Raw genomic sequence first — 26854 nt, 5'->3', positions numbered from 1 at the left:
GCCTCCCGGGGAGAAACACCATGGCCTGGCTCCTGCTCGCCCTCGCCATCATCTGCGAGGTCACCGCCACCACCGCACTCAAACTCAGCAACGGCTTCACCAACCCCGGCTGGACCGTCACCACCGCCCTCGGCTACATCGCCTCCTTCGCCCTCCTCGCCCAAGCACTCAAACTCCACCTCGAGATGGGCACCGCCTACGCCGTCTGGGCCGGAGCCGGCACCGCCGCCATCGCCCTCATCGGCGCCGCCTTCATGGGCGAAACCCTCACCCTGCACAAAATCGGCGGCATCCTCCTCATCATCACCGGCGTCGTCATCCTCAACCTCGCCGGCACCCACTGAAACCCCCCTAAAATGCCTTCGTGCTCAAACCCCAATACCCCATCACCACCCCGCGCCTCACCCTCCGCCCCTTCACCCCCGACGACCTCGACGCCCTCCACGCCTACGAATCCCGCCCCGACGTCACCCGCTACCTCTACTGGCACCCCCGCGACCGCGACGCCACCCGCACCTTCCTCGACAAAAAAACCACCCGCACCGCACTCCTCGACGAAGGCGACGCCATCGACCTCGCCATCACCCACGACGGCACCCTGATCGGCAACTGCCTGCTCATCTGGACCAGCAAAGCCCACCGCCAAGGCGAAATCGGCTATGTCCTGCACCCCGACCACCACGGCCACGGCTACGCCACCGAAGCCGCCCGCGAAATGCTCCGCCTCGGCTTCGACGGCCTCCACCTCCACCGCATCACCGGCCGCCTCGACGCCCGCAACACCGCCAGCGCCCGCGTCCTCGAAAAACTCGGCATGCGCCGCGAAGCCCACCTCATCGACAACGAACACGTCAAAGGCGAATGGTCCTCAGAACTCATCTACGCCATGCTCGACCACGAATGGACCCCATGATCCACCACCTCGCCCTCGCCACCGACTGGACCCACGCCCAGCACACAGGGGAGTACCGCATCTCCACCCTCGGCCGCACCCTCGACCAAGAAGGCTTCATCCACTGCAGCCGCGACCACGACCAACTCCGCACCGTCCACGCCACCTACTACAGCCACGTGACCGAACCCCTGCTCATCCTCGACATCGACCCCACCGGACTCGACATCCGCCACGAGAACGGCTACCCCCACCTGTACGGACCGCTCCCCACCACCGCCGTCACCCGCACCCGCCCCTACCACCCCTGACCCCGCACACACGAAAACGGCGAGCCCACCATCCTCAGCGGCACACCCGCCTCAGACCATGGACCCGCCGTACACAACACCCCGCCACCGGCACACCCCCGCACACCGGCAACCGGAACAATCAGCGCGGAACCCGCACCCCCGGCCCCACCACAGCCGCCTGCGGCCGCCGCACCGGAAGCTCCCCACCAGGCCCCGCGACCGGCTGAGACACCCCCTGCCCCATCGACGGCACCATGGACTGAGGCAACGCCTGAGGCGCCTGAGGCGCGCGCTGCCGCACCTGCTCCACATGCGCGGCACGCCGATCGGCACACCCACCCGGGCAGTAACCGTTCGTCAGGATCAACCGCCCACGCAGCGGCGTATACGCCTCGCGCCCGTCAGCGGGAAGAACCCCCTGACACACCGGACATAACACGGACTCGTTCCCCACGTGCTGCTCCTCTCGCGGCGCGATAGCAGAAGACCACCCTAAAGGCCACCCCTGCCCGAGGGCGAGGAATCAACGACAAGTCATGTCACCTGTCAACCACACACCGCATCCAGCCCGCACCCGCCGCCCACCGGGGGAGAGGTCCCAACCTGAACCCGCCACACCCCGCCACCAGCGACAACACCGGCACCACAAGATCACATCACACATCGATAACGCCCGACAGCCACAACGACGTCACTCACCGTCACGTAACGCATGTCACAACATATAAATCCCGCACCACCGAAACCACCCAATCTGACTAACCACCAACAGTGCACCACTCAGCACTACTTGACATAATGTCCATTATCAAGCAACCACAAGAGCGCCCGAGATACCATCCCAGCCATGCCCGCCACCGAGTTACTGATCATCGCCACAACCCTCGCCATCCTCGCCGCCGGCGCCACCATCCTCATCAGAAACAGAAACACCCGCGGCCGCATCACACCAGCGCCGTCACGCGTCCAGCTCACACGAGACCAGCTCGACACCCAGCTCCACACCCTCATCCAGCAGAACAAGATGATCCACGCCATCAAACTCCTGCGCGAACAGACCGGCATGGGCCTGCGAGAAGCCAAGGACGCCGTCGACGGCCTCGCCGCGGGCCGCCCCATCAGCCACCCCGCCTACACCGCCCTCGCCGGTACACCCGCCCAGCCCGACCTCGCCACCCGGGCCCGCCACCTCAAAGAAGCCGGCCACACCGAACAGGCCATCCTCCTCGTACGCGCAGAAACCGGCATGAACGAGGAAGACGCCGCCACCTTCGTCGGCACGCTCTGACTCCCGCGAGGCGATCTCTTTACGTACGATCGACTCATGGCCGTATCCACCGGGGGTCTGATCGCGCTGACCTTCGTCGTCACCGTCGCGATCATCTACCTGATCATCCTGGCCGTCCGCCTGACCAAGGCGCCCCGCAACCGTCCCTCCCCCCGGCAGGACGTCATCGACCAGGCCCGCGAGCTGAAGGCGATGGGTCAGATCCAGGAGGCGGTCTTCCTCGTACGCGGTGAGACCGGCATGAGTCACCGGGCCGCCACTCGCCTCGTCAACCGCCTCTAACCCGGACAAACCACCCGATACCAAACAGAAGCTGAATTCTGTTCGGTATCGGATCGGAACCGGTCAACGCGGAAAAACCGTCGCGGCTACGCGCGCTCCACCCTGCGCAGCCCATGCCCGGGCTTCCACCACTCGACGACGAGCACCGTCGCCTGGTCGTCGAGATGCGTGTGCACGACCTCGGCGATGTCGGCACGGAAACGATCACCGTCCGCTCCTCCCCCGCCGGCGAGCGCCCGCCCGGCGATCTTCGCCTCGCCGGGCCACTGCGCCTCGGAGCCCTCGACCGGGTCGACGGTGGCGCTGTGCAGGGCGAAGCGCGGGTCGCGGCGCAGGTCGGCGCCCTTGCGGGCGTTCGGCATGGAGCCGAAGACGAGTTCGCCGTCCTCGAAGGCGGCCTCGATGCCGGAGATGCGGGGTGATCCATCGGTGCGCAGGGTGGCGATGGTCTTGTGTCTGTGGGCGTCGAACAGCGCTCGTACGCGCCGGGCGAATGCGGGCTCTGCTTGTTCGACCTCGTGCCACGCCGTCATGGGCCCATGGTGGCACGGTCGTGTGGGGGTTGCTCCACTCCCCCGGATGTGGCGGGTTTTGCTGGGATCTGTCATCGACGTTTGCGTGGACGTGTCAGCATGCTTGCCTGTACGGGCCGGGTGGGGCTGTGCGCGTCCCTTCCGGCGGCACGTCCCACCGGTGAGGATGATCTTCCTGTGCGTATCCTGCTTGTCTGTTTCTCCTTCGACGGTCTGGTGCAGCGTGTCTGGCTGGCGTTGCGCCGGGCCGGGCACGAGGTCAGCGTGGAGCTGGCGCTGTCGGAGCGGTTGGTGATGGAGGCGGTCCGGCTGGCGAAGCCGGATCTGGTGATCTGCCCGTCGGCGGCGGGGCGGGCGCCGGCGCCGTTGTGGGAGGGGGCGCGGACGGTGGTGATCCGTCCGGGGCCGCCGGGTGATCGGGGTCCTTTCCCGCTGGAGCGGGCGATCGCGGGCGGGGTGGGTGAGTGGGGTGTGACGGCGTTGCAGGCCGGGCGGGAGATGGAGGGGGCGCCGGTGTGGGGGCATCGGATGTTCGCGATGCCTGCTGAGCCGCCGCGCAGGTCGGCGTTGTATCGGGGGCCGGTGGCGGAGGCGGCGGCGGAGCTGGTGCTGGAGGTGGCGGACAGGGCTGCCGATCCGGGGTTCGTGCCGGAGTCGCCGGTGCCGGGTGGGCCGGTGGTGCGGGTGCGGGAGCCGGGTGGGGTGCTGTCGTGGGAGGCGCCGACGGAGGAGGTGGTGCGGCGGGTGCGGGCGGCTGATGGGGAGCCGGGGTTGGTGGCGGAGTTGTGCGGGCTGGCGGTGCGGGTGTTCGACGTGTACCGGGGGCCGGTGTTGGGGGGTGCGCCGGGTGTGGTGGCGGGGCGGCGGGAGGGTGCGGTGCTGGTGCACACCGGTGACGGGACGGTGTGGGTGGGCCAGTTGCGGGCCGAGGAGCGGGGTGCGGTGACGTTGCCGGCGGCCTCGGTGCTGGGTGGGCGGTTGGACGGGGTGCGGGAGCGGCCGGGCTTCAGCGAGATCACCTATGACCGGGGTGACGGTGTGGGTGTGGTGGGGTTCGATTTCTACGAGGGGGCGATGTCGGCGGGTCAGTGCCGGCGGCTGGTGGCGGCGTTGCGGTATGCGGCGGCGCAGGATACGCGGGTGCTGGTGGTGCGGGGTGGTGAGGTGTTCTCCCGGGGTGTGCATCTGAAGGTGATCGAGGCGGCGCGGTATCCGGAGCTGGAGGCGTGGATGAACGTGACCGCGTTCGGTCTGCTGTGCCGGGAGCTGGTGGCGTGTACGGGGCAGCTGGTGGTGACGTCGGTGGGTGGTGACGCGTGGGCGGGCGGGGTGATGCTGGCGCTGGGCGGTGATCGGGTGATGGTGCGCTCAGGGGTGGTGCTGAATCCGCATTTCCGGACGTTGGGGTTGTCGGGGGGCGGGTTGTGGGCGTACGTGCTGCCGCGCCGGGTGGGGGCGCGGCAGGCGCGGCGGCTGGCCTGGCAGGCGTTGCCGGTGGGCGCGCAGGAGGCGGTGGAGCTGGGGCTGGCGGATCGGGTGGTGCCGGGGTCGCGGCCGGAGTTCGAGGGGGCGGTGCTGGAGTACGCTGACAGGCTCGCTTCCAGCCCGCGTTATGAGCGGTTGCTGGCGGCCAAGCGGGAGGCGCGGGAGGCCGATGAGCGGCGTAAGCCGTTGGAGGCTTATCGTGCGGAGGAGCTGGCGGAGCTGAGTCGTGACGTGTTCGGTGACCGTCGCGGGTTCGGGGAGGCCAGGAGGGCGTTCGTGCACGGGCGGCGGCCCGCGTGCACGCCGGCGCGTCTGGCCCTGCATAGGCGGGGGTCCGGCGCGTCGCCGGCACCTGACGCGGAGGCATCTCATATGTGAGATAGGTTGAGGTGTTGTGGGAGATGACTACCTTGTACGGATCGGTCGGCTGATCCGGGACGCGCGGCAGCACCGCGGATGGACGCAGCTCCAGCTGGCGGACGCGCTGGCGACCAGCCAGAGCGCTATCAACCGGATCGAGCGTGGCAACCAGAACATCAGCCTTGAGATGATCGCCCGGATCGGCGAGGCGCTCGACAGTGAGATCGTCTCTCTCGGTTACGCGGGGCCGATGCACCTGCGGGTCGTGGGCGGGCGGCGCCTGTCGGGCAGCATCGAGGTGAAGACGTCGAAGAACGCGTGTGTGGCGTTGCTGTGCGCGTCGTTGCTGAATTCCGGGCGGACGATCCTGCGCAAGGTGGCGCGGATCGAGGAGGTGTACCGGATCCTGGAGGTGCTGGCGTCGATCGGGGTGCGGGCGCGGTGGATCAACGAGGGCAACGATCTGGAGATCGTGCCGCCGGCCCGGCTGGAGCTGGAGTCGATGGACACCGAGGCGGCGCGGCGTACGCGGAGCGTCATCATGTTCCTGGGTCCGCTGATGCACCGCACGGACGTGTTCCGGATCCCGTACGCGGGGGGTTGTGATCTGGGCACGCGTACGGTGCAGCCGCACATGTCGGCGCTGCAGCATTTCGGGCTGCACATCACCGCGACCGGTGGGTTCTATCACGCCGAGGTGGAGCGGGGGGTGTCGCCGAAGCGGGCGATCGTGCTGACGGAGCGCGGTGACACGGTGACGGAGAACGCGCTGCTGGCCGCGGCCCGTCATGACGGGGTGACGGTGATCCGTAACGCCTCCTCCAACTACATGGTGCAGGATCTGTGCTTCTTCCTGGAGGAGCTGGGGGTCCGGGTCGAGGGGGTGGGCACGACGACGCTGACGGTGCACGGGGTGCCGGACATCGAGCGGGATGTGGACTATTCGCCGTCGGAGGATCCGGTGGAGGCGATGAGCCTGCTGGCCGCCGCGGTGGTGACGTCGTCGGAGCTGACGATCTGCCGGGTGCCGGTGGAGTTCCTGGAGATCGAGCTGGCGGTGCTGGAGGAGATGGGGCTCGACCATGACCGGGGTGAGGAGTACGCGGCGGCCAACGGCCGTACCCGGCTGGTGGATCTGACGGTGCGGCCGTCGAAGCTCGTCTCCCCCATCGACAAGATCCATCCGATGCCGTTCCCGGGTCTGAACATCGACAACGTGCCGTTCTTCGCGGCGATCGCGGCGGCGGCGGAGGGGTCGACGCTGATCCACGACTGGGTGTATGACAACCGGGCGATCTACTTGACGGAGCTGACCCGGCTGGGCGCTTCGGTGAAGCTGCTGGATCCGCATCGGGTGCTGGTGGAGGGGCCGACGCGGTGGCGGTCGGCGGAGATGATGTGCCCGCCGGCGTTGCGGCCCGCGGTGGTGGTGCTGCTGGCGATGATGGCGGCGGAGGGCACGTCGGTGCTGCGCAACGTGTACGTGATCAACCGTGGTTACGAGGATCTGGCGGAGCGGCTGAACGCGCTGGGGGCGCGGATCGAGACCTTCCGCGACATCTGAAAGTGTCGGTGGCGGCCGCTACCGTGTCCTTCTGCTGGATCTTGACGGGAGAAGGGGTGCACGGGTGCGGCCTGCGGAGCTCGACCGGGTGTCGGTGGCGGAGGCGGCGGACCGCTACGTGGAGCTGGTGCGGGCGAGGGTGCTGACGGGGGCGTTGTCGGCGGCGACGGCGGAGGTGTACGCGCGTGACATCGCGACGTTGGTGGAGCTGGCGGGCGCGGGCCGGGTGCTCGACGATCTGACGGGTGAGGATGTCGACGCGGTGCTGCTGGCGTTCGCCCGCAAGCCCGACGGCCGCCGGCCCGCCGGTGGGGAGGCTGGTGGGCGGGGCCGGCAGTCGGCGTCGTCGCAGGCGCGGTTCCGGCGGTCGATCTCGGCGTTGTTCAAGCATGCGGCGCTGGTGGGCTGGGTGCAGGTCAATCCGATGACGGTGGCGACGATCACGGCCAGGGAGCGGGGCGGGCTGCGGCCGGAGCGGCGGGCGCTGACGCGTGAGCAGGCGCAGGGTCTGGTGGGGGCGGCGCGGCGGCTGGGTGAGGAGCCGTCGGGGCCGGGCCGTCGTGATCAGCGGACGGAGTTGCGTGACGCGTTGATCGTGCTGTTGCTGGCCACGCTGGGGCCGCGGGTGTCGGAGCTGGTGCGGGCCAATGTGGAGGATTTCTTCACCAATGACGGTGTGCGTTATTGGCGGATCTTCGGCAAGGGCGGGCGGACGCGTGACGTGCCGTTGCCGTCGGATGTGGCGCGGGTGCTGGAGGCCTATCTGGAGCGGGGCCGTTCGGAGTCGGCGGACAAGGCGTTGCTGTTGTCGTGGCGTGGGCGGCGGCTGGCGCGGGGTGACGTGCAGGCGGTGATCGATCGGGTGCAGCGGCGGGTGGATCCGGATCGGCGGCGTACGGTCACGCCTCATGGGTTGCGTCATACGACGGCGACGCATCTGCTGGCGGACGCGGTCGACATGGACGCGGTGCGTCGGGTGCTGGGGCATGGTGATCTGTCGACGCTGGGGCGTTATCGTGACGAGTTGCCGGGTGAGCTGGAGGTGGCGATGCGGGCTCATCCGCTGTTGAAGGAGCCGCGTGCCGGTCGCGTCCGGGACGGGGTGGGGCCGGGCGGGGACGTTCACGACGGGCAGGGTTGACGGGTCCCCCTCGGACATGGGCTGCCGGAGCTGTGGGATCGGACCTTTTGCGGATCGCTGGCGTCCCGGTCTTGCGGCGCAGGTCCGGAAGGCGATGGCGGGTGTGCGGCGGCTGTGGTCCGCGCGGGGTTCGTTGACCGGTTCGGCGCCAGCGTGTTTCGCTCTCGGCCAGCGACACCGGCGCCGTGCGGGCGCCTGCTTTCCCGGGTCCTGCTGACAAGGAGACCAAGGTCATGCCTGACAGTTGGCCGTCGGCCGGCGCTGCGCTCGTGAACGTCCGGGCCGTGAGGCGGGTGCTCGTGGCCGCCGCTGCCGTGGCGCTGTCCGCCGTCGGGTTGACGGCTTCGCCGGCGGGGGCGGCGACGCCGGTGGCCGATGGCGTCTACACGCTGGTGTCGGCCTCCAGCGGTAAGTGCGTCAACGTCAGTGGCGCCGGGGCGCCCTGCTGACCCAGATCGCCTGTGATGCGTCCGCGGGCGCGCAGCGGTTCCGGGTCGTCGCCCAGAACGGCGCGTACGGTTTGGTCAACGTCGGCAGCGGCCGCTGCGTCGACGTGCCCGGCTACTCCACCGGGCCGGCGTCCAGTTGTGGCAGTGGACGTGCGGTGTGAGCGGCAACCAGACGTGGACCCTGACGCCGTCGGCGGTCGCCGACCGGTTCCTCGTCCGCAGCTCCCACAGCGGGCTGTGCGTCAGCAACAAGGACGGCTCCACTGCGGGCAACAACCCCGTCGTCCAGGAGGCCTGCTCCGACATCGCCCGGATGCAGTGGCGCTTCAACCCGGTCTCGACCGGCGGCAGGACGTGGCCGGGCACCGCGGACGGTTTCGCCGCCACCAGCGGCGGCGGCCTGTCCACCACCACGGGCGGCGCCGCGGGCCAGACGGTCACCGTGACGACCTACGCGGACCTGGTCCGCTACGCCACGGCGAGTCAGCCGTACGTGATCCGGGTCAACGGCACCCTGGCCGCCACCTGTACAACAACTATCTGCAGAACATCACCGGCTACGGCAACTACGCGCGCGGCGCCACCAGGATGGTGCTGGAGAACAGCTACTTCCAGAACGTGAAGGATCCGTACTACCGCGATGCCGCGGCTCAGCTGCGGCAGTCGGGCAGCGTCTGCTCCGGCTGCACGGGCCGGCAGGAGACCGGGGGTTCGGCGTTCACGCCCGGCTCGTTCTACTCCTACAGCCTGGACGCGGCCTCCCAGGTGCCGTCTCTGGTCCAGGCGTACGCGGGCCCGCAGGCGAACATCGGCGCGTGACGGGGTGCCGGTAAGAAACGTGTCATGAGCCCCACTGGACTACCTCCGGCCCGGCGACATCTTCGTCGTTCGCCTGTCACGCGCCGCACGATCCCTGCGGCATCTGCTCGACTTGGCCGCGCAACTCCGTGAGCGCGACGTCGACCTGCCGGTTGCGGTGACCGTACTCCATAGGTGATCCGGGAACCGTGAACCTTCTTGGCTTCTCGCCCGACTGTGCAAGATGACGGGAGGGCGAGATGACCGATGAGCTGCTGGTGGTGCGCGCTCAGCTGGGAGAGCGTGCGGTTGGCCGAACTGCTGGCTCGGTGGCGGAGACCGGTGTGGATCTATGTGCGCCGCATGCTGGATGCTGACCGGGCCGACGACGTTACGCAGGAGATCTGGCTGGCCGTCGTCCGCGGCCTGCCCCGGCTCAGGGCACCCGGCCGGTTCGCGCCGTGGCTGTTCACGATCGCCCGGCGGTCGGTCACCGACCGGCTGCGCGGCGAGTACGCCCAGGAGGAGAAAACGTCCGGATTCGGCGACATGGTCGTCGAAGACCCGGCTGAGGCCATGGTGGATCGTGCCGCGCTCGTGAGCGTGCTGTCAGCTCTGCCGGTGCTGGAGCGGGAGATCCTCGTCCTGTTCTACCTGGAGGACCTGCCGGTGGAGGAGTGCGCCGACATCTGCCAGATCCCGGCCGGAACAGTCAAGTCCCGGCTCAACCGCGCCCGTCGTCTGCTGCGTGAACACCTGGAGGAGAAGGGATACGGGCCATGACGGACGAACCACGCCTGTCGGCGCAGGACATGATCGAGCACCTGGCTCCGGTGCTGTCGCTGAGAGTCCGGATCCGGGCGGTGACGACACTGCTGGCCGGTGCAGCCGGCGCGGTGTTCGTGGGCACGTTGTGGTGGTCGGAGCCAGGGCCGCTGCCCGGGCGCACGCATGTGGCGTTCGCGTTGTTCACCGTGCTCTGCCTGGCCTGGGCAGCCTACGGTGGGTGGCTGCTGACGCGCCGGGTTCCGCTGTTCGCCACCGATCGGGTGATCGCCGCCTGGATCGGCCTGGCCGCCTCGCTGGCCACCACGGCACTCGTGACCGTCGTAGCCGTGCAGCGTGGCACCGGGGCGGGGCTCGCCCTGGCGGTCGGGGGCCTGTTCGCCGCAGTGGCCCTGGCACTGGCGCTGCGCGCCCATGCCCGGCGCGCAGCGCTGCTGCGCCGCATGCACGAGCTGACCGGCGGGGAAGAGCGGTGAACGCGCTGCGGACCAGCGGCCTGGGCAGGCGTTACCGGCAGCGGTGGGCGCTGCGCGAGGCCACCATCGCGGTGCCCGCCGGGGTCAGGGCCGCGTTGGTCGGGGCCGAACGGGGCAGGCAAGTCCACGCTGCTGAATCTGGTTTCCGGCCTGCTGACGCCCACCGCGGGACGGGTGGAGGTCTTCGGCCGTCCGCTGGGGACGGCCGCGGTCGCGTTCGTCGCCCAGGACACGCCACTGTATCGCCGGTGGAGCGTCGCCGACCTGCTGCGCTTCGGCTCCGCGGCCAACCCCCGCTGGGATCGTGCGGCTGCGCAGTATTCATCCGCCGGCGGCTCGGCACGACGGTCTTGGTCGTAGTGGCCGTGCTCGTCGCCGCGATACTCCTCGCTGGTGTGATCGCGCTGCTGGGCTGAAGCGCCTGCGTGGTGAGCCGGCCTCAGTTACGGTCTGAAGAACCCGCGGCGATGACCAGGCAAGTCACAGCAAGATCAACGCCGTTCGGGGCTCATGACACGTTTCTTGCCGACACCCGTGACGGGTTCGGGGGCCGCACTCCCCCGCTGCTTGCCGGAGCAGGTCAGGTGGGGACGGCGGGGGTGGTGTGGAGGGCGAGGTCGTCGAGGGAGATGCCGAGGACGTCGGTCAGGGCGGCGATGGTGAAGAAGGCGGGGGTGGCGATGCGGCCGGTCTCGATCTTGCGGAGGGTTTCGGCGGACATGCCGGCGGCGGTGGCGACCTCGGTGATGCTGCGCTCGCCTCTGGCCTGGCGCAGGAGGGTGCCGAGGCGCTCGCCGCGCAGGCGTTCTTCGGGAGTGAGCGGGGGACGGACCATGCCCGCAAGTCTATAACCCAATAGAAATACCGGTATAGTTATCGCCATGGTTGAGATCAAGACCACCGGCGAGCTCCAGGCCATGCGTGAAGCCGGCCGCGTCGTCGCCCGCACCCTCCAGGCCGTCGCCCGCCACGCCGCCCCCGGCACCCCCATAGCCGAGCTCGACGACCTGGCCGCCACCACCATCCGCGAAGCCGCCGCCACCTCCGCCTTCCTCGGCTACCAGCCGCACTTCGCCCCCACCCCTTATCCCGCCGTCATCTGCGTCTCCGTCAACGACGCCATCGTCCACGGCATCCCCGGCCGCGACCGCCTGCGCGACGGCGACCTGGTCAGCGTCGACTGCGGCGCCTACCTCGACGGCTGGGCCGGCGACGCCGCCATCAGCTTCACCGTCGGCACCGCGCATCCCGCCGACCGCGCCCTCATCGACACCACCCGCCAGGCCCTCGCCGCCGGCATCGCCGCCGCCGTGCCCGGCAACCGCATCGGCGACATCGGCCACGCCATCCAGACCGTCGCCGCCCGCGGCCGCTACGCCGGCCCCGCCGACTTCGGCGGCCACGGCATCGGCCGCCACATGCACGAGGACCCCCACGTCAGCAACCGAGGCCGCCCAGGCCGCGGCATGACCCTGCGCCCCGGCATGACCCTCGCCATCGAACCCATGCTCGCCCCCGGCAGCGGCCACTACCGCGTCGCCGCCGACGGCTGGACCCTGCGCACCACCGACGGCAGCCGCGCCGCCCACGCCGAGCACACCATCGCCATCACCGACGACGGCCCCGTCATCCTCACCGAACCCTGACCACCCAGGCCGGCACGTCCCCCGCCGTCCTTCTGGTGGCGAGCCGAACGCCGCGGCCCCACCCTGATCACCCCAGGGTCCTACGCCGAACTCTTGGAGGCGAGCCGCAGCCCGCGCACCGCCTCCAGGCCACCCGGCTGCGGGCCGCGCTGCCACGGCACGCCCTCCGCCGTAGGGGACGGCAGCCCGTCGTGGGAAACATCTCCCCCTGCGTCACCTCCGCCAGCCGCAGCCCCGCCACCGCTCCCCCACTGTCGTCGGCGTACGGCCGCCGGCCTCACTCCTCCGCCTCGAAGCGGACCAGCACATCCGTCACCAGCCGATCCGGCGCCGTCACCGCCGGATCCGACACGTACACCTCACGCACCTCCAGCGCCACCAGCCGCCGCTCCCCGCACCACGCCAGCACCGCACTCGCCGTCAGCGGGATCTGGTCGTACGGGCCCACATGCCGGGCAGCCGCGAACACCCCGCCCGCCAGCACCTCCGCAAGCACCCCCGCGCCCGCCTCCGTCGCCGCGCCGTCGCGCCACGCCCCGACCGGCACCTCCCGCGCCACCACCACCTCCACCACCCCGTCCAGATCCACCGGGAACACCCCCGTCAGCCGCACCTCCCCCTCCCCCGCCGAGACGGCCAGCACCCGCGCCACCGCCGCCGAGGTCGCCCGGCCGATCCCCTCCGGGCCGCCCGCCACCTCCCGTGCCACCAGCACCCGCCGCGCCGGCAGCCGCGCCACCGACACCTCCGGCGCAGGCAGGCCGCCGGCCATCACCCGCTCCAGCGACGCAAGCGTCCGCCGCCGCCGCGCCAGCTCCGCCTCCAGCCCTGCCCGGACGTCCTCCAGCGCACCCGCGTCGCCCTCCAGCACCCGCCCCACCACAGGCAGCGGCACGTCCAGCGACCGCAGCAACCCGATCGACAACGCCACCCGCGCCTGCGACGCCCGGTAATAGCGGTAGCCCGTCACCGGATCCACCCACGCCGGAACCAGCAGCCCCAGCTCGTCGTAATGCCGCAACTGCTTCACACTCAACCGGCCCAGCCGCGCGAACTGCCCGATCGGCAGCAGATCACCGTCCACGCCCCCAGCATGGGCCCTCCCGAGAGGGGGAGAGTCCAGCGGGTTGCGCCTCACCCGGCGTGAGGCTTCAGGCTGGTCCCATGAGCCTCACCGTCGGACACGTGGCCAGGCTGGCCGGCATCACCGTGCGCACCCTGCACCACTACGACGAGATCGGCCTGCTCACCCCCGGCGAGCGCACCCACGCCGGCTACCGCCGCTACACCGACGACGACCTCGTCCGCCTGCAGCAGATCCTCCTCTACCGCGAGCTCGGCTTCCCCCTCGACGAGATCGCCGTCATCCTCGACGACCCCGCCACCGACGAGCTCACCCAGCTGCGCCGCCAGCACGAACTCCTCGTCCGCAAGACCGAACGCCTGCGCGAGGTCATCACCGCCGTCGAACGCGCCATCGAAGCCCGCACCCGCGGCATCGCCCTCACCCCCCAAGAACGCCTCGAACTCTTCGGCGCCTTCACCCCCGAGGACCACGACGCCGAGGTGGAACGCCGCTGGGGCGGCAGCGCCGCCTACGAGCAGAGCCGCCGCCGCGTCGCCTCCTACACCAGGGCCGACTGGCTGGAGCTCAGAGCCGAAGCCGAGGCGATCAGCCGGGGCCTCGCCGCCGCCTGCGAGGCCGGCCTGCCCCCGGACGGCGAGCACGCCATGGACCTGGCCGAGCGGCACCGCGGCCACATCAGCCGCTGGTTCTACACGTGCACGTTCGAGATCCACCGCGGGCTCGGCGAGCTGTACGTGTCGGATCCGCGGTTCACCGCCACCTACGAGACGCTCACGCCCGGCCTGGCCGCTTTCCTGCGTTCGGCCATCGTGGCCAACGTTTGTCGGTCTGGTGTGTAGATCTCTGTACGAACCGGGCGAATTTACTTTGTAGATTAATAAGTCCGGATTTGATGCCGTTGCCGGTATATAACCATTGCGGTATGTTGGCTGGCATGCGTTTCGACGTGCTCGCCGAGCCCGCCCGGCGGCGGATCCTCGATCTGCTGCTGGAGCGGCCCCGCCCGGTCGCCGAGCTCACCGCGGAGCTCGGCCTGTCCCAGCCCGGCACCTCCAAGCACCTGCGGGTGCTGCGCGAGGCCGGGCTCGTCACCGTACGCAAGGAAGCGCAGCGCCGCTGGTACGAGCTGCGCCCCCAGCCGCTGGCCGAGATCGACGCCTGGCTCGCCCCGTACCGCAGCCTGTGGAGCGGCAGCCTCGACCGGCTGGAGCGGCACCTGGACACCATGCCCGACACGGCGCCCGACACGGCGCCCGATCCCATGCCCGACCACCGCGAGGAGGACCGGTGAACGACCACCTGATGATCCGTCCCGACGGCCGCACCGAGCTGCGCATGAGCCGCCGCCTGCCGCACCCGCCCGAGAAGGTGTGGCGGGCCGTCACCGAGCCCGGGCACCTCAAGCAGTGGTTCCCCGCCGAGCTCGTCATCGACGGCGACCACGTCCGCTACGGGTTCGGCCCCGACGGCCGCGTGCTGGAGCTGGACCCGCCCCGGGTGTTCGCCCACAGCTGGGGCGACGACGAGCTGCGCTGGGAGATCCGCCCCGACGGCGACGGCAGCCTGCTGACCCTCACCCACGTGTTCGGTGACCGGTTCGGCGCGGCCAGCTTCGCCTCCGGCTGGCACACCTGCATGGCCGCGCTCGCGGCCCTGCTCGACGGCCGCCCGCTCCCCCGCCCCGGCGACATGGGCCGGCTGCACGAGGACTACGTGGCCATCCTCGGCCTGACCTCCGGCGAGCTCTCCGGCGGCGCGGTCCGTCTCGAACGCCAGCTCACCCGTCCCGCCGACGAGGTCTGGCGCGCCCTGGAGGGCGGGCGCGCCGAGCCCGGGTCGCCGCCGCCGGCCCCGTTCACCGCCGCGGGCGTGACGGCGGGGCCGGTCTCACGCGCCGAACCGGGAAAGATCCTGGAGTACGCGACCGGCGGCGGCACCGTGCGCTGGGAGCTCGGCGAGGGCACCGGTCACGGCGCCCGCCTCACGCTCACCGGCCCCGGCGACGCCGCGACCCTGGCGGCCTGGCGCGCCCGCGTGGAGCAGCTGGCCGAGGCCCTGCTCGACGCCGGCTGAGGCGCCCATCAGTAGAAGTGCATCACCACGGCCAGGCCGACGAAGTGCATGAGCGCCACGGCGACCAGCAGGGCGACGAACACGAACTTGGCCGGGCCGTGCTCGAAGTGCTTGCCCTCCTTCAGCGGAGGCAGCTTGGCCTGGCGCTCGGCGATGCGCTCCTCCAGCGACTTGCGGTGAAACACGTGGCGTCCCCAAGATTTGCGTGTCAACTTTTTGTACAGTAATAGTTTGTACGCAAACTAATCTACCAGGGGCGACCGGAGGTGGGCACGCGTGAAGCCTGTGACAGAGGCGACTGACCTGCTCGCCCTCGACCGGCAGGTGTGCTTCGCCCTCAGCGTCGCCTCACGCGGAGTGATCGCCCTCTACCGGCCGCTGCTGCGGCCTCTCGGGCTCACCCACCCCCAGTATCTGGCCATGCTCGCCCTCTGGCAGCACGAGCCCCTGTCGGTCAAGGAGCTCGGCGAGCTGCTGCAGCTCGACGCCGGCACCCTGTCGCCGCTGCTCAAGCGGCTGCAGGCGCTCGGCTACATCCACCGCGAGCGCAGCAGCCTGGACGAGCGCGCCCTCTGCGTCACCCTCACCCCCGAAGGACGCCGGCTGCGGGCCGAGGCCGAGAAGATCCCCCCGGCCATCGTCGCCCGCCTCGGCATGGACCTCGACGAGCTGCAGGACCTGCACCAGGTCCTCACCCGCGTCATCGCGGCCGCCCGCAGCGCCCAGCCCTGACGTGAGCCGTCAGGCGGTGAGACGGTCCGGCGGCGCGGACAGGCCCAGGGCGGCGGCGGTCGCGGCACGCGCCCGGGGCGGCGACGTCAGCAGATCGGTCGAATCCGACAGCTGGTCGACGCAGCCCGCCACCGGCAGGCTCCGCACCACCGGATCCGACACCGCCCCCAGCAGCGCCGCCGCGAAGCGCTCCCCGCCGATCACCTCGAACGGCCGGTCATGGTATCCGCGCACCCCTTCGTCGAGCCGGCCCGCCAGGCCGACCCGGTTCTGCAGCGCGGCCAGCCGCCGGTAGGCCGCCGACAGCCCTTCCTGGCGCTGCCGCCACGACCGGGCGGCCAGGGCCGCGCCGAGAGCCTCCGCCAGCTCCGCCGACCCCGGCATCCGCGCCAGCGCGCTGCCCAGCCATTTGGCGTACGGGGGGTAGCGCCGCCGCAGCAGCAGCGCCAGCCGCATCACCTCCCGCACCAGCCGCGCGCCCTCCACCGCCGACCCGAGCTCGTCGCCCACCTCGCCGCACCGGCCCACGAACGCCTCCTCCTCGGCGATCCGCCGCCACTGGCAGGCCAGCACGTAGCGCCACACGTCCTGCGGATACCAGCGCAGCAGCCCGCGCACCGCCTCCAGGCCACCCGGCTGCGGGCCGCGCTGCCATGGCACGCCCTCCGCCGCCGGGGACGGCAGACCGTCGTGGAACACCTCCCCCTGCGTCACCTCCGCCAGCCGCTGCCACGGCACCGACAGCCAGTCCAGCAGCGTCACCCCACGCCGCGGATCGAACCCGAGCCGGCCGCTCAGCCACGACCCCAGCTCGGTCACCACCACGCCGGGCCGCCTCTCCCCCAGGTAGTCGAACACGGTCGGCTGGCCGCGGAACCGCTCCGGCAGCCCGGCGGCCACCCGGGCCTCCACCTCCGTCACCATCCCCGCGGGCGCGAAGACCAGCACGCGCGGCCCCCAGTCGTGGTCGGTCGAGCGGCTGGTGTCGAACGCCAGCACCTCCGACCCGGGACCGATCAGCGCGGCACTATGCGGAACACCGGCGACGAGCGGCGCCACGACCTCACCGTAGAAGGCGCGGGACAACTCGATACCGGGCATGAAATCGGACATCACGCCGTCCACTGTGCCTGACGCCGCCGCCTGCCACATCCGAATTATCCGCGCCCCCGGCAGGGCCGGGCCCCGGCCGGAAACCCGCTCCCGGCCGGGGCCCGCGCGCCGTCAGAAGGGGTAGCGGGGCGGCTCGCCCCGCATCGTGATCCAGCGGGTCTCGGTGAAGGCCTCGATGTTGGCCGCGGCCCCGCCGAACCGGGCGCCGGTGCCGGAGGCGCGCACCCCGCCGAAGGGCGCGTTCGCCTCGTCGTTCACGGTCTGGTCGTTGATGTGCACGATCCCGGTCGGGATCCGCTCGGCGACGGCCAGGCCGCGCATCACGTCGCGGGTGACGATGCCGAGCGACAGCCCGTACTCGCCGGCGGCGGCCAGTTCGGCGGCCTCCTGCGCCGAGGAGACGCGGGTCACCGGCGCGACCGGGCCGAAGACCTCCTCGGCGAAGGCCGGCGCGGTCAGCGGCACCCCGGCCAGCACGGTCGGCCGGTAGAACAGCCGCTCGTAGGTGCCGCCGGAGGCCAGCTGCGCGCCCTGCTCCACGCTGGCGGTGACCAGGCCGTGGATCTTGTCGCGCTGCCCGGCGTCGATCACCGGGCCGAGCGCGACGTCGCCGGCGGCCGGGTCGCCGACCGGCAGGGCGCCCGCCTTGGCGGCCAGGCCCTCCACGAACGCGTCGTAGAGCCGGTCGGCGACCAGGTGGCGGCCGGTGGTCATGCAGATCTGCCCCTGGTGGAAGAACGACCCCCAGGCGGCCAGGTTCACGGCCTCGTCCACGTCGGCGTCGTCCAGCACGAGCAGCGCCGAGTTGCCGCCGAGTTCCAGGTGGGCGCGCTTGAGGTGCCTGCCCGCCAGCTCGCCGATGCGCCGGCCCACCGGGGTGGAGCCGGTGAAGGAGATCACCCGCACGTGCGGGTCGGCGATCAGCGCCTCGCCCACGTCCGCGCCGCCGGGCAGCATCTGCAGCACGCCCGGCGGCAGCCCGGCCTCCTCCAGCACGCGCGCCATCAGGGTGCCGCCGGTGACGGCGGTGCGCGGGTCGGGCTTGAGGATGACCGCGTTGCCCAGCGCCAGCGCCGGCGCCACGGAGCGGATGCCGAGGATGATCGGCACGTTGAACGGCGAGATCACCGCCACCACCCCGGCCGGCATGCGGCGCGCCATCGACAGGCGCGGCTGCTCCGACGGCAGCACCTCGCCGATCGCGCGGCCGGGCAGCGTGGCCGCCTCGTAGCATTCCTCGGCCGCCACGTGCAGCGCGAACCCGGCCATGCCGGGCACCGCGCCGACCTCGCGGACGTTCCAGCCGCTGATCTCCTCGGCGTGCCGCTGCCACAGGTCGCCCGCCCGGCGCAGGACGGCGGCGCGGGCGGTGTGCGGCAGCGCGGCCCACTCCCGCTGCGCGGCCGCGGCGCTCGCGGCGGCCTCGGCCACGTCGGCGGGGGTCGCCAGCCCCATCCGGCCGAGTTCGGCGCCGGTGGCCGGTTCGACGACGGCGTAGTCGCCGCCGTGCCCGGCCGTCCACACGCCGTTCTTGAAGATCTTGCCCTGCCAGTCGATGGTGTCGAGCAGTGCCACGGCCGATTCGCCTTTCTCCATGTCGTCTCTTCCGATCGTCGTCAGTGGTTCATGCGCAGGACGGGTTTGAGCACCTCCCCGCGCCGGCTGTCGTCCAGTGCCCGGTCGATGTCGGCCAGGTCGTAGAAGCGGATCAGGCGGTCGAAGGGGAAGCGGCCCTGCCGGTGGAGTTCGGCCAGGGCGCCGATGAGGGCGCGGCTGCGGCCGCCGCCGCCCAGGACGCCGACGACGCGCTTGCCCCACAGGGTGCTCAGATGGTCGAGCCCGAACTCGGCCCCGGCCGGGGCGCCGCCGACGAGCACGCAGGTGCCGAGCATGCCGACGCTGTCGGCGGCCTGCCGCACCACGGGGATCACGCCGGTGCATTCGAGGGCGTAGTCGGCCGGGCCGCCGCAGATCCGGTGGACCTCCGCCACCGGGTCGGCGCCCGCCCGTCCGGCGTCGACGGTGTGGGTGGCGCCCAGTTCGGTGGCCAGCGCCAGCCTGGACGGGTGCCGGTCCACGGCCACGATGGTGGTGGCGGGTGACAGGCGGGCGGCCATGACGGCCGCCAGCCCGACGGCGCCGGCCCCGTACACGACCAGGCTCGACCCCGGCCGCGGTTGGAGGGTGTGGAACACCGCGCCGGCGCCGGTGGAGATGCCGCAGGCCAGCGGCCCCAGCAGGTCCAGCGGCGCCTGGCGCGGCACCACGACCAGCGCGTCCGCCCAGGTCAGCGCGTAGGTGGAGAAGGACGACTGGCCGAAGAAGTGGCTGTGCACGGGCGAGCCGCCGTCGCGGCGCAGCGCGCTTCGCCCGGCGAGGGGGCCGAGCAGCCGCCCGCCGCCGCACAGCGCCTCGCCGAGGCGGGCGCAGTAGCGGGGCTCGCCGTCCAGGCAGTTGCGGCAGGCGCCGCAGGACGGCCAGCCGATGACGACGTGGTCGCCGGGCCGCACGCCGCTCACGCCCGCACCGGTGGCGGCGACCACGCCGGCGCCCTCGTGGCCGAGCACGCACGGGAACGGCATCGGCAGGTCGCCGTGGCGGGTGATCTCGTCGGTGTGGCAGACGCCGGACGCCGTCACCTTCACCAGCGCCTCGCCGGGGCCGGGTTCGTCGAGTTCCAGCTCCTCGAGACGGAAGGGGCCGCCGAGCCGGTCGACGACGGCCGCGGTCACTCTCATGCCGGGTTCCTCCAGCGGGTGGGGGCGGGACGGGGCAGCGACGGGGTCAGGGCCTCGACGAGGCGGGCCGCGCCCAGGACGGTGTCGTCGCTCATGGCGGCCCCGGCGAGCTGGAGGCCCACGGGCAGCCCGCACTCCTGGTCCAGGGCCATCGGTACCGACACGGCGGGCAGCCCGGCGGCGTTGAAGACCGAGGTGAGCCTGGTCAGGACCAGCTCGATCGGCCAGTTCCGGCCTGCGACGGTGACGGTCATGTCGCCGATCGGCGGTGCGGTGATCGGCACGGTGGCGGCGGCCAGCACGTCGTGGCCGGCCAGGGCCCGGCGCAGCGCGGCCGTCATGCGGGCGATGGCGGCCTCGTCACGTTCTGCCTGCTGGGCGGTGGCGGCCGGCAGGCGCATCAGCTCGGCGATGTCGGGGCCGAACAGCTCGGGGTCGCGTTCGAAGGCGTCGCGGTGGAACCGGCTCGCCTCGGCGTGGATCCTGGCCAGCACCGCCCCGGGCATGAGCGGCTCGTCAGGGATGACCACGTCGTCCACCCGTACGCCGTGCTCCTCCAGCCGGGCGCGGGTGGCCGCCAGCGCCGCCCGCACCGGCGGGGCGAGCACGGCGTCGAACCAGCCGCCGAGCCAGCCCACCCGCAGCTCCCCCGGCTCGAACGCGGGGACGGCGGCGGGGCCGGTCGTGAGCGCCGCCGTCAGTGCCGCCGTCAGGGCGGCCGCGCCGTCCACCGTCGGCGCCAGGACGCCGAGATGGTCCAGGGACGGCGCCAGCGGCAGGACGCCGTCCAGGGGGATCCGCCCGCGGGTCGGCTTGAAACCGACGCAGCCGCTCAGCGCGGCCGGGATGCGCACGCTGCCCGCGGTGTCGGAGCCGACCGCGCCCAGGCAGCTGCCCGCCGCGACGGACGCCGCCGACCCGCCGGACGAGCCGCCCGGGATGTGCCCCGGCCGGTAGGGGTTGCGGGTGGGGCCGAGCAGCGGGCTGTCGGTGCGGCCGCCCCAGGCCAGCTCGTGCGTGGTGTGCTTGCCGAGGATCACCGCGCCCGCGTCCAGCAGGGCGCGGACCGCGGCGGCGTCCCGGGCCGGCACGTGCCCGGCGAACCGCGGCGACCCGTAACCGGTCGCCACGCCCGCGGTGTCGATCAGGTCCTTGACGCCGATCGGCAGGCCGTGCAGCGGGCCGCGGGCCGGCTCCCTGGCCAGGGCCGCGGCCCGCTCCCGGGCCCGGCCGGCCGTCACCGTGGCGTAGGCGTGCAGGTGAGGCTCGGTGGCCTCGATCGCGGCCAGCATCCGTTCGGTCAGCTCGACCGGGTCACGCGGAGCCATCGGACCTCCGTACCAGATAGCCGATCGGGAACAGGCTCGGGCCGGGCACCAGCCCCCACAGCCCGCGCGGCAGCCGCAGCGCGGCCACGATGCCGACGACGCCCAGCAGCACCAGATACCACGAGCCGAAGTCGGCGAGCAGCTGCTGCAGCGCGAAGAAGATCAGCGCGCCGATCAGCGGCCCCTCGATGAAGCCGATGCCGCCGATCACCACAATGAAGATCATGTACGCGGACCACTGCACGCTGAAGATCGAGTCCGGGTTGACGCTGAGCGAGCTCAGCGTGATCACCCCGCCCGCGGCGCCGCACCCGGCCGCCGAGACCAGGTAGACCAGCAGCTTGGCCCGCCGCACGTCGATCCCCGCCGAGGCGGCCGCCGTCTCCTCGTCGCGCACCGCCATCAGCGACAACCCCAGCCGGCCGCGCAGCAGCAGATAACAGCCCGCGATCGTGGCCAGCGCCAGCGCCAGCGCGATCCAGTACGTCAGCGCGCCGCGCAGCGTCGCGTCGATCCCCGACAACCCCGAAAGGCTCTTGCCGCTGGCCCCGCCCAGACTGTCCACCCGCACCACCAGCAGCCGGTACACCTCGGCGATCACCCAGGTGCCGACCGCGAAGTAGTCGCCGCGCAGCCGGAACGCCAGCCACGACGTCGGCAGCGCGAACACCGCGCAGGTCAGCGCCGCCAGCGGCACCGCCAGATAGGGCTGCACCCCGAGGTCGGCCAGCGCCACGAGACTGTAGGCGCCGATCCCGATGTAGGCCTGCTGCCCCACCGACACCAGGCCGCCGAAACCCGCGAGCAGGTTCCACATGCTCGCCAGCGCGATCAGCACGAACAGGTTGATCAGCGTGTCGGTGACCGTGCTGAACACCAGGAACGGCAGCGCCGCCAGCACCGCCGCGGCGGCCGCCAGCACCACGGCCGACAGCTTGGCCGAACGGGTGGCGCGCACCACGTGCACGTTCCGCGCCGCCCGCGCGCTCAGAAGATGGGAGATCGTCATGCCGTCCGTCCAGCGAGCAGGCCCTGCGGCCGGAAGGCCAGCACGGCGAGGAAGATCAGATGTCCGGCCAGCAGCGTCAGCGCCGGATCGACCTGCGCGCTCACCGACTGCGTCACCCCGAGCACCATGCCGCCCAGCAGCGTCCCCCACAGCGAGCCCAGCCCGCCGATGACGACCGCCTCGAACGCGAAGATCAGCCGCGACGGGCCGATCGCCGGGTCGAACGACGAACGGATCGCGAACATCAGCCCGGCCAGCGCCACCGTCGCGAACGCGATCACCGTCGCGATCCCGTACACGTGCCGGCTGTCGGCGCCCATCAGATTCGCCGTCTCCGGGTCGTCGGAGGAGGCCCGCAGCATCCTGCCCAGCCCCGTACGCGACAGGAACAGCTGGATGCCTGCCAGCGCCGCGCACGCCAGCAGGAACGTGGTCAGCGACAGATAACCGACCGAGACCGCGCCGCTCACCTCGAACGACCCGGTCGCGAACGCCCCGGCGTCGAGCGTGCGCGTGTCCGCCGAGAACACCTCCAGCAGCACGTTCTGCAGCACGATCGACAACCCGAACGTGACCAGCAGCGTGGCCAGCGGCCCCGACGACAGGCTCCGCTGCAGCAGCACCCGCTGCGTCAGATAACCGAGCGCGGCGAACAACGGCACCGTCACCACGATCACCACCCACAACGGCAGCCCCGTCCCGCTGACCAGAGCCAGCGCCAGGAACGACGCCACGACCGCCAGATCGCCGTGCGCCAGATTGACGATCCGCATCACCCCGAACATCAACGACAACCCAGTGGCGAACAGCGCATACAGGCCACCGAGCAGCAAACCCTGCACGACGGCGTTGACCCAGCCCATCAGTGACGTCCCTCCTGTGCGGGCTCCGCCGCCCCGATCCCGAAGTACGCGTGCTCGACCTGCTCACCGGTCAGCTCCGCCGGCCGGCCCTGCAGCACCGAACGGCCTTCGAGCAGACAGTGCACCCGATCGGCGACCCGCATCGCCTGCGAGACGTCCTGCTCGACGATCAGCGCCGTCGTGCCCGCGCCGACGATGCCCGGCAGCACCTCGTAGATGCGGCGCACCACCACCGGCGCCAGCCCCAGCGACAACTCGTCGATGAGCAGCAGGTCAGGATTGGACAGCAACGCCCGGCCGATCGCCACCGCCTGCTGCTCACCGCCCGACAACTGCCCGGCGTTCTGCCCGCGCCGCTCGGCCATCCACGGGAACAGCTCCAGAACCGCCGTCATCGTCCACGGCCCCGGCCGCCCCCGGTACGCGCCCGCCAGCAGGTTCTCCTCCACCGTCAACGAGCGGAACAGCCGCCTGCCCTCCGGCACCAGCGCGACGCCCGCCACCACCCGCCTGTGCGCGGGCATCCGGGTGATGTCACGCCCCGCCAGCTCCACCGTCCCCGACGACGGCGCGTTCAGCCCGGCCAGCGCGCGCAGCAACGTCGACTTGCCCGCGCCGTTGGCGCCGATGATCGCCAGCACCTCACCCTCGTCCACGGACAGACTCACACCGTCCACGGCGCGCAACTGCCCGTGATGGACGGTCAGATCCCGGACCGACAACAGCGTCACGACCCCTCCTCCGCACCGGCCTCGGGACCGGCGCCCAGGTAGAGCTCACGCACCCGCTGGTCGGCCAGCACCCGCAACGGCTCACCGTCGGCCACCACGTCACCCCCGGCCAGGCAGATCATCCGCCCGACCGTCTTGACCAGCGCGTGCACCACATGCTCGATCCACACCACACCGAGCCCGCCGGCGTGCAACTCCCTGACGACCGCCACCAGCTCGGCCACCTCGGGCTCCGTCAGCCCGCCCGCGACCTCGTCCAGCAGCAGCAGCCGCGGCCCGGTGCCCACCGCCCGCGCCACCTCCAGCCGCTTACGCTGCAACAACGCCAGCCGCCCCGCCGGAGTGTTCGCCAGCTCGGCCAGGCCGACGCGCTCCAGCACGCCCATCGCGTGCGCCTGCGCCTGCCTGCCCCGCAGCCCCGCCCCCTGATGCGCGCACACCAGCACGTTCTCGAACACCGTCAGATGCTCGAACGGCCGCGGCACCTGAAACGTACGGCCGATCCCGGCACGCGTGCGCGCATGCGGCGCCGCACCCGTGACATCCCGCCCGTCCAGCCACACCGTGCCGCCGTCCGGGCGCAGATCCCCCGAGATCATGGCGAACAGGCTCGACTTGCCGGCCCCGTTCGGGCCCACGATCCCCAACGCCTCACCCGGCTCCACCGACAAACTCAAGTCACGGGCGACGACCACCTGACCGAAACTCTTGGCGACGCCGTCCAGACGCAGCAGCGGCGCCGCCATCAGTCGCCCTGGTTCGTGGGCAGCAGGTCGCCGCCGACCGGCACATCCTTGTTCGGCGTGTTGTCGACGATCACCACATCCCACGGGAACTTCTCACCCTTGCGCCACTGCCCGCCCACCGGATGCTGGATCGCGATGCCCGGCTGCGGCCCCGCCGTGAAGTCGAGCTTCCCGCTCATGCACTCGATCTTCATCCCGCGCAGCTTCGACGCCACCTCGTCACGATCCTTCGGATCGCTCGCCTCCTTGAACGCCTGCACCGCGATCTCGAACAGCGAATACACCGACCCCAGCGCCTGCGTCCACTGCTTGCCCGTCGACGCCGCGAAGTCGTCGGCCAGCTGCTTGGCGCTCCTGCCGTCCAGCGTCGAGGTGTACGGATGCGCCGGGCTCCACCAGAAGTCCGTGGCGATGTTGGCCGCCAGCTGCCCCAGCGCCTCCGCCTCCGACGGGAACAACATCACCTTGGCCACCGTGGCCAGCTTCGGCCGGAAACCCTGCTGCCGCGCCTGCTTCCAGAACGTCTGGAAGTCCGGCGGGATCGGCGTGCAGGTGAACAGCTCAGCCCGCGACTCCTTGAACGTCGCGATCTGCGCCGTGAAGTCCGCCGCCCCGTTCTGATAGGCGCCACCGTCGACCGGCGTGTAACCGGACTCCTTCATCATCGCCCCCAGCCCCTGCCGGAAGGCGTTCGCATCGGTGTCGTTCGGCCACAACGCCGCCACGTTCTTGTTCGACGGATCCACCCGCTCCCACATCGGGATGAAACAGTCGGCGAACTCCCGCATACCGAAGAAGAACAGCGTCGTGTACGTGAACCCCTCACCATCCTTGCCGCCCCGGCCGTTGAACCACGCCTCCCACGGAGCGATCGTGGTCACGTTCGGGATCCCGTTCGCCTCACACTGGTCGGCGACCGGATTCGTGGTGTCCGGAGTGGAGGAACCGACGATCAGATCCACCTTGTCACTGTTGATCAGCTGACGCGTGACCTCGGTCGCCCGGTTCGGATTCGACTGCGTGTCCTTGACGACGATCTCGATCCGGCGCTTCTGCCCACCAGCGGTGAAACCGTTACGCAACGCGTCCTGAATCTGCTGCACCACGAAATTGTCCGCGGCGGCGAACCCCGCCAGCGGACCCGTCTGCGGACTCACATAACCGATCTTCAGCACATCCGACGACGAACTACCAGCGCCCTTCAGCCCGCCGCAGGCGCCCACCAAGGACGTACCGCCGAGAGCCGCCGCCGCCTTCAGGAAAGAACGCCGATCCAGGCCGCGTGTGGGGGTGTCACTCACGCCAAACTCCTCGTTTCGACGGCGCGCAGGCAGCACTGAACCTGGACACGCCGCAGTTGCTCTGGGGGATGTCTCACCCGGCCACCAGCTGGCCGGGGAACGGCACGGACCTCCGGTGGCGGAAGTTGAGCCGACCGTACGGTCCCGCCCACACCAGAGCAACACAGCGTTCGAACCACCCGAACGCGATTTGCCTCCCCCGAACGCCCCTACTCCGGCCGGTAACCCAACCGCCGCGAAATCTCCGCCGCCGTACGCCGCAACGGCCCCTCCAACCGCCCCGCCAGCGACTCCACCGCCGCCGGCGCCATCGTCAGATGCACCGCCACGTTCACCGCCGCCACCACCTCACCCGAACGATCACGCACCGGCGCCGCGAACGACCGCAACCCCGGCGCCAGCTCCTCGTCGTTCACCGCCCACCCGCTCTGCCGCACCTTCGCCAGCGCAGCCACCAACTGCTCCCTGTTCGTGATCGTCTTCGGGCCCCGCCGCGCCATGTCGATCCGATCCAGCGTCTGCCGCAACGCCACCGGATCCCGGAAAGCCAGCAACACCTTCCCCATCGACGTGCAGTACGCCGGCAACCGCGACCCCACATGCAAATTCAGATCCATCGCCAGCGAACTCCGCCGCGCACTACGCCGCCGATCCACATACACCACGTCCGGCCCGTCACACAGCCCCATGCTCGCCGTGAACCCCGTCTCATCGGCCAGCGCCTGCAACACCGGCCCCGCCACCTTCGTCAACTCCATCGAATCGATCGCCGCGAAACCCAGATCCACCACCCGCGGCCCCAGGAAATACTTCTTCGTCTCCGGGTCCTGCCGCAGATACTCCAGCTTCACCAACGTCGCCACATACCGATACGTCGTGCTCTTGTTCAGCCCCACCGCCCGCGCCAGATCCGCGATCCCCAGCACCGAACGATCACCACCGAACGCCGACAGCACACTCAGCCCCCGCTCCAAAGACACCGAGAACGCCGAAGAACCAGCCGCCGCACGACCACGAGAAGAACCATCATCAGCCACGCGTGCCAGAATACGACCCCAACGTTCTAACCATCCGAACCGCTGTGGACAGCCCGCCCCCACCACCGGAAAGCTAACGGCCGGCAACAACGAGCAAGAAGAT

The 26854-nt window shown here is 71.2% G+C and carries 35 protein-coding genes; 21 read left to right on the top strand and 14 right to left on the bottom strand.

Translation table 11 applies throughout. The features are described from left to right. Positions 1-20 precede the first annotated feature (20 nt). The 5 genes from FR742_RS15275 (at position 21) to FR742_RS15255 (ending at position 2755) form a co-directional block, all read left to right on the top strand. On the top strand, positions 21-344 hold the full coding sequence (locus FR742_RS15275) for a multidrug efflux SMR transporter (RefSeq protein ID WP_148031575.1): 324 nt from the start codon (positions 21-23) through the stop codon (positions 342-344). A 20-nt stretch (positions 345-364) separates the two neighbouring features. Then, complete coding sequence (locus tag FR742_RS15270) at positions 365-913, top strand: GNAT family N-acetyltransferase (RefSeq protein WP_148031574.1); 549 nt, start codon at positions 365-367, stop codon at positions 911-913. Then, positions 901-1203 carry a DUF952 domain-containing protein gene (locus FR742_RS15265; RefSeq protein ID WP_187281159.1) on the top strand — a complete coding sequence of 101 codons (303 nt, stop codon included), beginning with the start codon at positions 901-903 and terminating at the stop codon, positions 1201-1203. Before FR742_RS15270 ends, FR742_RS15265 begins: the two co-directional genes overlap by 13 nt. Before the next feature lie 829 nt (positions 1204-2032). Then, the gene (locus FR742_RS15260) at positions 2033-2473 is read left to right on the top strand and encodes a ribosomal protein L7/L12 (protein ID WP_148031572.1); all 441 of its coding nucleotides are present in this window, start codon (positions 2033-2035) and stop codon (positions 2471-2473) included. Positions 2474-2509: 36 nt separating this feature from the next. After that, complete coding sequence (locus FR742_RS15255; RefSeq protein ID WP_148031571.1) at positions 2510-2755, top strand: hypothetical protein; 246 nt, start codon at positions 2510-2512, stop codon at positions 2753-2755. A gap of 86 nt (positions 2756-2841) precedes the next feature. Here FR742_RS15255 and FR742_RS15250 read toward each other — a convergent pair whose 3' ends face one another. After that, positions 2842-3288 (bottom strand): pyridoxamine 5'-phosphate oxidase family protein, encoded by a 447-nt coding sequence (locus FR742_RS15250; RefSeq protein WP_148031570.1) that lies wholly within the window; start codon positions 3286-3288, stop codon positions 2842-2844. Between the two features lie 177 nt (positions 3289-3465). Here FR742_RS15250 and FR742_RS15245 point away from each other — a divergent pair, with 177 nt between their 5' ends. The 11 genes from FR742_RS15245 to FR742_RS15210 all read left to right on the top strand — a co-directional run bounded on the left by FR742_RS15245 (position 3466) and on the right by FR742_RS15210 (position 10707). Further along, positions 3466-5151 (top strand): enoyl-CoA hydratase-related protein, encoded by a 1686-nt coding sequence (locus tag FR742_RS15245; RefSeq protein ID WP_148031569.1) that lies wholly within the window; start codon positions 3466-3468, stop codon positions 5149-5151. A 16-nt stretch (positions 5152-5167) separates the two neighbouring features. Beyond that, a complete protein-coding gene (locus FR742_RS15240) occupies positions 5168-6697 on the top strand; it encodes a UDP-N-acetylglucosamine 1-carboxyvinyltransferase (protein ID WP_148031568.1) in 1530 nt (509 codons plus the stop codon). A 64-nt stretch (positions 6698-6761) separates the two neighbouring features. Beyond that, complete coding sequence (locus tag FR742_RS15235; protein WP_148031567.1) at positions 6762-7838, top strand: tyrosine-type recombinase/integrase; 1077 nt, start codon at positions 6762-6764, stop codon at positions 7836-7838. A 233-nt stretch (positions 7839-8071) separates the two neighbouring features. Beyond that, positions 8072-8287, top strand: a complete 216-nt coding sequence (locus FR742_RS15230) for an RICIN domain-containing protein (RefSeq protein ID WP_148031566.1) — start codon at positions 8072-8074, stop codon at positions 8285-8287. Next, a complete protein-coding gene (locus tag FR742_RS45170) occupies positions 8251-8448 on the top strand; it encodes an RICIN domain-containing protein (protein WP_222708933.1) in 198 nt (65 codons plus the stop codon). The genes FR742_RS15230 and FR742_RS45170 overlap by 37 nt, the downstream gene beginning before the upstream one ends. Further along, positions 8445-8909 carry an RICIN domain-containing protein gene (locus FR742_RS45165; RefSeq protein WP_222708932.1) on the top strand — a complete coding sequence of 155 codons (465 nt, stop codon included), beginning with the start codon at positions 8445-8447 and terminating at the stop codon, positions 8907-8909. Before FR742_RS45170 ends, FR742_RS45165 begins: the two co-directional genes overlap by 4 nt. After that, positions 8906-9106 (top strand): hypothetical protein, encoded by a 201-nt coding sequence (locus FR742_RS45160; protein WP_222708931.1) that lies wholly within the window; start codon positions 8906-8908, stop codon positions 9104-9106. The genes FR742_RS45165 and FR742_RS45160 overlap by 4 nt, the downstream gene beginning before the upstream one ends. Positions 9107-9140: 34 nt before the next feature. Continuing rightward, entirely contained in the window at positions 9141-9284 is a 144-nt protein-coding gene (locus FR742_RS46535; RefSeq protein WP_396990181.1) for a recombinase family protein, read from the top strand. 68 nt (positions 9285-9352) lie between these two features. Continuing rightward, positions 9353-9868: an RNA polymerase sigma factor gene (locus FR742_RS15220; RefSeq protein ID WP_261808547.1), complete on the top strand. Its 516-nt coding sequence runs from the start codon at positions 9353-9355 to the stop codon at positions 9866-9868. After that, positions 9865-10347: a hypothetical protein gene (locus FR742_RS15215; RefSeq protein WP_148031564.1), complete on the top strand. Its 483-nt coding sequence runs from the start codon at positions 9865-9867 to the stop codon at positions 10345-10347. Before FR742_RS15220 ends, FR742_RS15215 begins: the two co-directional genes overlap by 4 nt. Before the next feature lie 129 nt (positions 10348-10476). After that, positions 10477-10707 (top strand): hypothetical protein, encoded by a 231-nt coding sequence (locus FR742_RS15210; RefSeq protein WP_315970645.1) that lies wholly within the window; start codon positions 10477-10479, stop codon positions 10705-10707. A gap of 220 nt (positions 10708-10927) precedes the next feature. On the opposite strand, the gene FR742_RS15205 is transcribed toward FR742_RS15210, so the two are convergent. Continuing rightward, positions 10928-11182, bottom strand: coding sequence for a helix-turn-helix domain-containing protein (locus FR742_RS15205; protein WP_148031563.1), 255 nt, complete (start codon positions 11180-11182; stop codon positions 10928-10930). Positions 11183-11228: 46 nt separating this feature from the next. On the opposite strand from FR742_RS15205, the gene map reads away from it, so the two are divergent. Next, positions 11229-11993: a type I methionyl aminopeptidase gene (gene map, locus FR742_RS15200; RefSeq protein WP_148031562.1), complete on the top strand. Its 765-nt coding sequence runs from the start codon at positions 11229-11231 to the stop codon at positions 11991-11993. Positions 11994-12270: 277 nt separating this feature from the next. On the opposite strand, the gene FR742_RS15195 is transcribed toward map, so the two are convergent. After that, positions 12271-13077 carry a MerR family transcriptional regulator gene (locus tag FR742_RS15195; RefSeq protein WP_148031561.1) on the bottom strand — a complete coding sequence of 269 codons (807 nt, stop codon included), beginning with the start codon at positions 13075-13077 and terminating at the stop codon, positions 12271-12273. 80 nt (positions 13078-13157) lie between these two features. Between FR742_RS15195 and FR742_RS15190 the strand changes: the two genes are divergently transcribed. The 3 genes from FR742_RS15190 (at position 13158) to FR742_RS15180 (ending at position 15153) form a co-directional block, all read left to right on the top strand. Then, positions 13158-13919 carry a MerR family transcriptional regulator gene (locus FR742_RS15190; protein WP_148031560.1) on the top strand — a complete coding sequence of 254 codons (762 nt, stop codon included), beginning with the start codon at positions 13158-13160 and terminating at the stop codon, positions 13917-13919. A 95-nt stretch (positions 13920-14014) separates the two neighbouring features. Continuing rightward, complete coding sequence (locus tag FR742_RS15185) at positions 14015-14371, top strand: helix-turn-helix transcriptional regulator (RefSeq protein ID WP_148031559.1); 357 nt, start codon at positions 14015-14017, stop codon at positions 14369-14371. Beyond that, the gene (locus FR742_RS15180; RefSeq protein WP_261808546.1) at positions 14368-15153 is read left to right on the top strand and encodes an SRPBCC family protein; all 786 of its coding nucleotides are present in this window, start codon (positions 14368-14370) and stop codon (positions 15151-15153) included. The genes FR742_RS15185 and FR742_RS15180 overlap by 4 nt, the downstream gene beginning before the upstream one ends. 8 nt (positions 15154-15161) lie before the next feature. Here the strand turns inward: FR742_RS15180 and FR742_RS44550 are convergent, their stop codons facing one another. Further along, a complete protein-coding gene (locus tag FR742_RS44550) occupies positions 15162-15338 on the bottom strand; it encodes a hypothetical protein (RefSeq protein WP_187281158.1) in 177 nt (58 codons plus the stop codon). Between the two features lie 100 nt (positions 15339-15438). Between FR742_RS44550 and FR742_RS15175 the strand changes: the two genes are divergently transcribed. Beyond that, positions 15439-15885, top strand: a complete 447-nt coding sequence (locus tag FR742_RS15175) for a MarR family winged helix-turn-helix transcriptional regulator (protein ID WP_148034574.1) — start codon at positions 15439-15441, stop codon at positions 15883-15885. A 9-nt stretch (positions 15886-15894) separates the two neighbouring features. Here the strand turns inward: FR742_RS15175 and FR742_RS15170 are convergent, their stop codons facing one another. The 10 genes from FR742_RS15170 to FR742_RS15125 all read right to left on the bottom strand — a co-directional run bounded on the left by FR742_RS15170 (position 15895) and on the right by FR742_RS15125 (position 26751). Beyond that, entirely contained in the window at positions 15895-16998 is a 1104-nt protein-coding gene (locus FR742_RS15170; RefSeq protein WP_148034573.1) for a DUF4037 domain-containing protein, read from the bottom strand. Positions 16999-17109: 111 nt separating this feature from the next. Further along, entirely contained in the window at positions 17110-18573 is a 1464-nt protein-coding gene (locus FR742_RS15165; RefSeq protein WP_148034572.1) for an aldehyde dehydrogenase family protein, read from the bottom strand. 41 nt (positions 18574-18614) lie between these two features. Further along, the gene (locus tag FR742_RS15160; RefSeq protein WP_148031558.1) at positions 18615-19736 is read right to left on the bottom strand and encodes an NAD(P)-dependent alcohol dehydrogenase; all 1122 of its coding nucleotides are present in this window, start codon (positions 19734-19736) and stop codon (positions 18615-18617) included. Further along, positions 19733-21064 carry an amidase gene (locus FR742_RS15155; RefSeq protein ID WP_148031557.1) on the bottom strand — a complete coding sequence of 444 codons (1332 nt, stop codon included), beginning with the start codon at positions 21062-21064 and terminating at the stop codon, positions 19733-19735. The genes FR742_RS15160 and FR742_RS15155 overlap by 4 nt, the downstream gene beginning before the upstream one ends. Beyond that, the gene (locus FR742_RS15150; protein WP_148031556.1) at positions 21051-22073 is read right to left on the bottom strand and encodes a branched-chain amino acid ABC transporter permease; all 1023 of its coding nucleotides are present in this window, start codon (positions 22071-22073) and stop codon (positions 21051-21053) included. The genes FR742_RS15155 and FR742_RS15150 overlap by 14 nt, the downstream gene beginning before the upstream one ends. Next, positions 22070-22936, bottom strand: a complete 867-nt coding sequence (locus FR742_RS15145) for a branched-chain amino acid ABC transporter permease (protein ID WP_148031555.1) — start codon at positions 22934-22936, stop codon at positions 22070-22072. Before FR742_RS15145 ends, FR742_RS15150 begins: the two co-directional genes overlap by 4 nt. Continuing rightward, the gene (locus tag FR742_RS15140) at positions 22936-23667 is read right to left on the bottom strand and encodes an ABC transporter ATP-binding protein (protein ID WP_148031554.1); all 732 of its coding nucleotides are present in this window, start codon (positions 23665-23667) and stop codon (positions 22936-22938) included. Before FR742_RS15140 ends, FR742_RS15145 begins: the two co-directional genes overlap by 1 nt. Then, positions 23664-24413, bottom strand: coding sequence for an ABC transporter ATP-binding protein (locus FR742_RS15135; RefSeq protein ID WP_148031553.1), 750 nt, complete (start codon positions 24411-24413; stop codon positions 23664-23666). The genes FR742_RS15140 and FR742_RS15135 overlap by 4 nt, the downstream gene beginning before the upstream one ends. Further along, positions 24413-25714 (bottom strand): ABC transporter substrate-binding protein, encoded by a 1302-nt coding sequence (locus FR742_RS15130; protein ID WP_187281157.1) that lies wholly within the window; start codon positions 25712-25714, stop codon positions 24413-24415. The genes FR742_RS15135 and FR742_RS15130 overlap by 1 nt, the downstream gene beginning before the upstream one ends. Positions 25715-25923: 209 nt before the next feature. Further along, on the bottom strand, positions 25924-26751 hold the full coding sequence (locus FR742_RS15125) for an IclR family transcriptional regulator (protein WP_261808545.1): 828 nt from the start codon (positions 26749-26751) through the stop codon (positions 25924-25926). Positions 26752-26854: the final 103 nt, after the last annotated feature.

It is taken from the genome of Nonomuraea sp. C10, from assembly GCF_008017515.1.
Classification (GTDB): Bacteria; Actinomycetota; Actinomycetes; order Streptosporangiales; family Streptosporangiaceae; genus Nonomuraea; species Nonomuraea ferruginea.
Note: the sequence above shows the minus strand (reverse complement) of the source record. Positions and strands in the feature narration are given on the sequence as shown.

Excerpts from the sequence above, each read along its gene's own strand:
- FR742_RS15265 (WP_187281159.1), top strand. The coding sequence starts at position 901 with ATGGACCCCATGATCCACCACCTCGCCCTCGCCACCGACTGGACCCAC.
- FR742_RS15155 (WP_148031557.1), bottom strand. The coding sequence starts at position 21,064 with ATGGCTCCGCGTGACCCGGTCGAGCTGACCGAACGGATGCTGGCCGCG.
- FR742_RS15215 (WP_148031564.1), top strand. The coding sequence starts at position 9,865 with ATGACGGACGAACCACGCCTGTCGGCGCAGGACATGATCGAGCACCTG.
- map (WP_148031562.1), top strand. The coding sequence starts at position 11,229 with ATGGTTGAGATCAAGACCACCGGCGAGCTCCAGGCCATGCGTGAAGCC.
- FR742_RS15185 (WP_148031559.1), top strand. The coding sequence starts at position 14,015 with ATGCGTTTCGACGTGCTCGCCGAGCCCGCCCGGCGGCGGATCCTCGAT.
- FR742_RS15150 (WP_148031556.1), bottom strand. The coding sequence starts at position 22,073 with ATGACGATCTCCCATCTTCTGAGCGCGCGGGCGGCGCGGAACGTGCAC.
- FR742_RS15230 (WP_148031566.1), top strand. The coding sequence starts at position 8,072 with ATGCCTGACAGTTGGCCGTCGGCCGGCGCTGCGCTCGTGAACGTCCGG.
- FR742_RS15260 (WP_148031572.1), top strand. The coding sequence starts at position 2,033 with ATGCCCGCCACCGAGTTACTGATCATCGCCACAACCCTCGCCATCCTC.
- FR742_RS15255 (WP_148031571.1), top strand. The coding sequence starts at position 2,510 with ATGGCCGTATCCACCGGGGGTCTGATCGCGCTGACCTTCGTCGTCACC.
- FR742_RS15135 (WP_148031553.1), bottom strand. The coding sequence starts at position 24,413 with ATGGCGGCGCCGCTGCTGCGTCTGGACGGCGTCGCCAAGAGTTTCGGT.
- FR742_RS15275 (WP_148031575.1), top strand. The coding sequence starts at position 21 with ATGGCCTGGCTCCTGCTCGCCCTCGCCATCATCTGCGAGGTCACCGCC.
- FR742_RS15190 (WP_148031560.1), top strand. The coding sequence starts at position 13,158 with ATGAGCCTCACCGTCGGACACGTGGCCAGGCTGGCCGGCATCACCGTG.
- FR742_RS15250 (WP_148031570.1), bottom strand. The coding sequence starts at position 3,288 with ATGACGGCGTGGCACGAGGTCGAACAAGCAGAGCCCGCATTCGCCCGG.
- FR742_RS15160 (WP_148031558.1), bottom strand. The coding sequence starts at position 19,736 with ATGAGAGTGACCGCGGCCGTCGTCGACCGGCTCGGCGGCCCCTTCCGT.
- FR742_RS15145 (WP_148031555.1), bottom strand. The coding sequence starts at position 22,936 with ATGGGCTGGGTCAACGCCGTCGTGCAGGGTTTGCTGCTCGGTGGCCTG.
- FR742_RS15170 (WP_148034573.1), bottom strand. The coding sequence starts at position 16,998 with ATGTCCGATTTCATGCCCGGTATCGAGTTGTCCCGCGCCTTCTACGGT.
- FR742_RS15220 (WP_261808547.1), top strand. The coding sequence starts at position 9,353 with ATGAGCTGCTGGTGGTGCGCGCTCAGCTGGGAGAGCGTGCGGTTGGCC.
- FR742_RS15205 (WP_148031563.1), bottom strand. The coding sequence starts at position 11,182 with ATGGTCCGTCCCCCGCTCACTCCCGAAGAACGCCTGCGCGGCGAGCGC.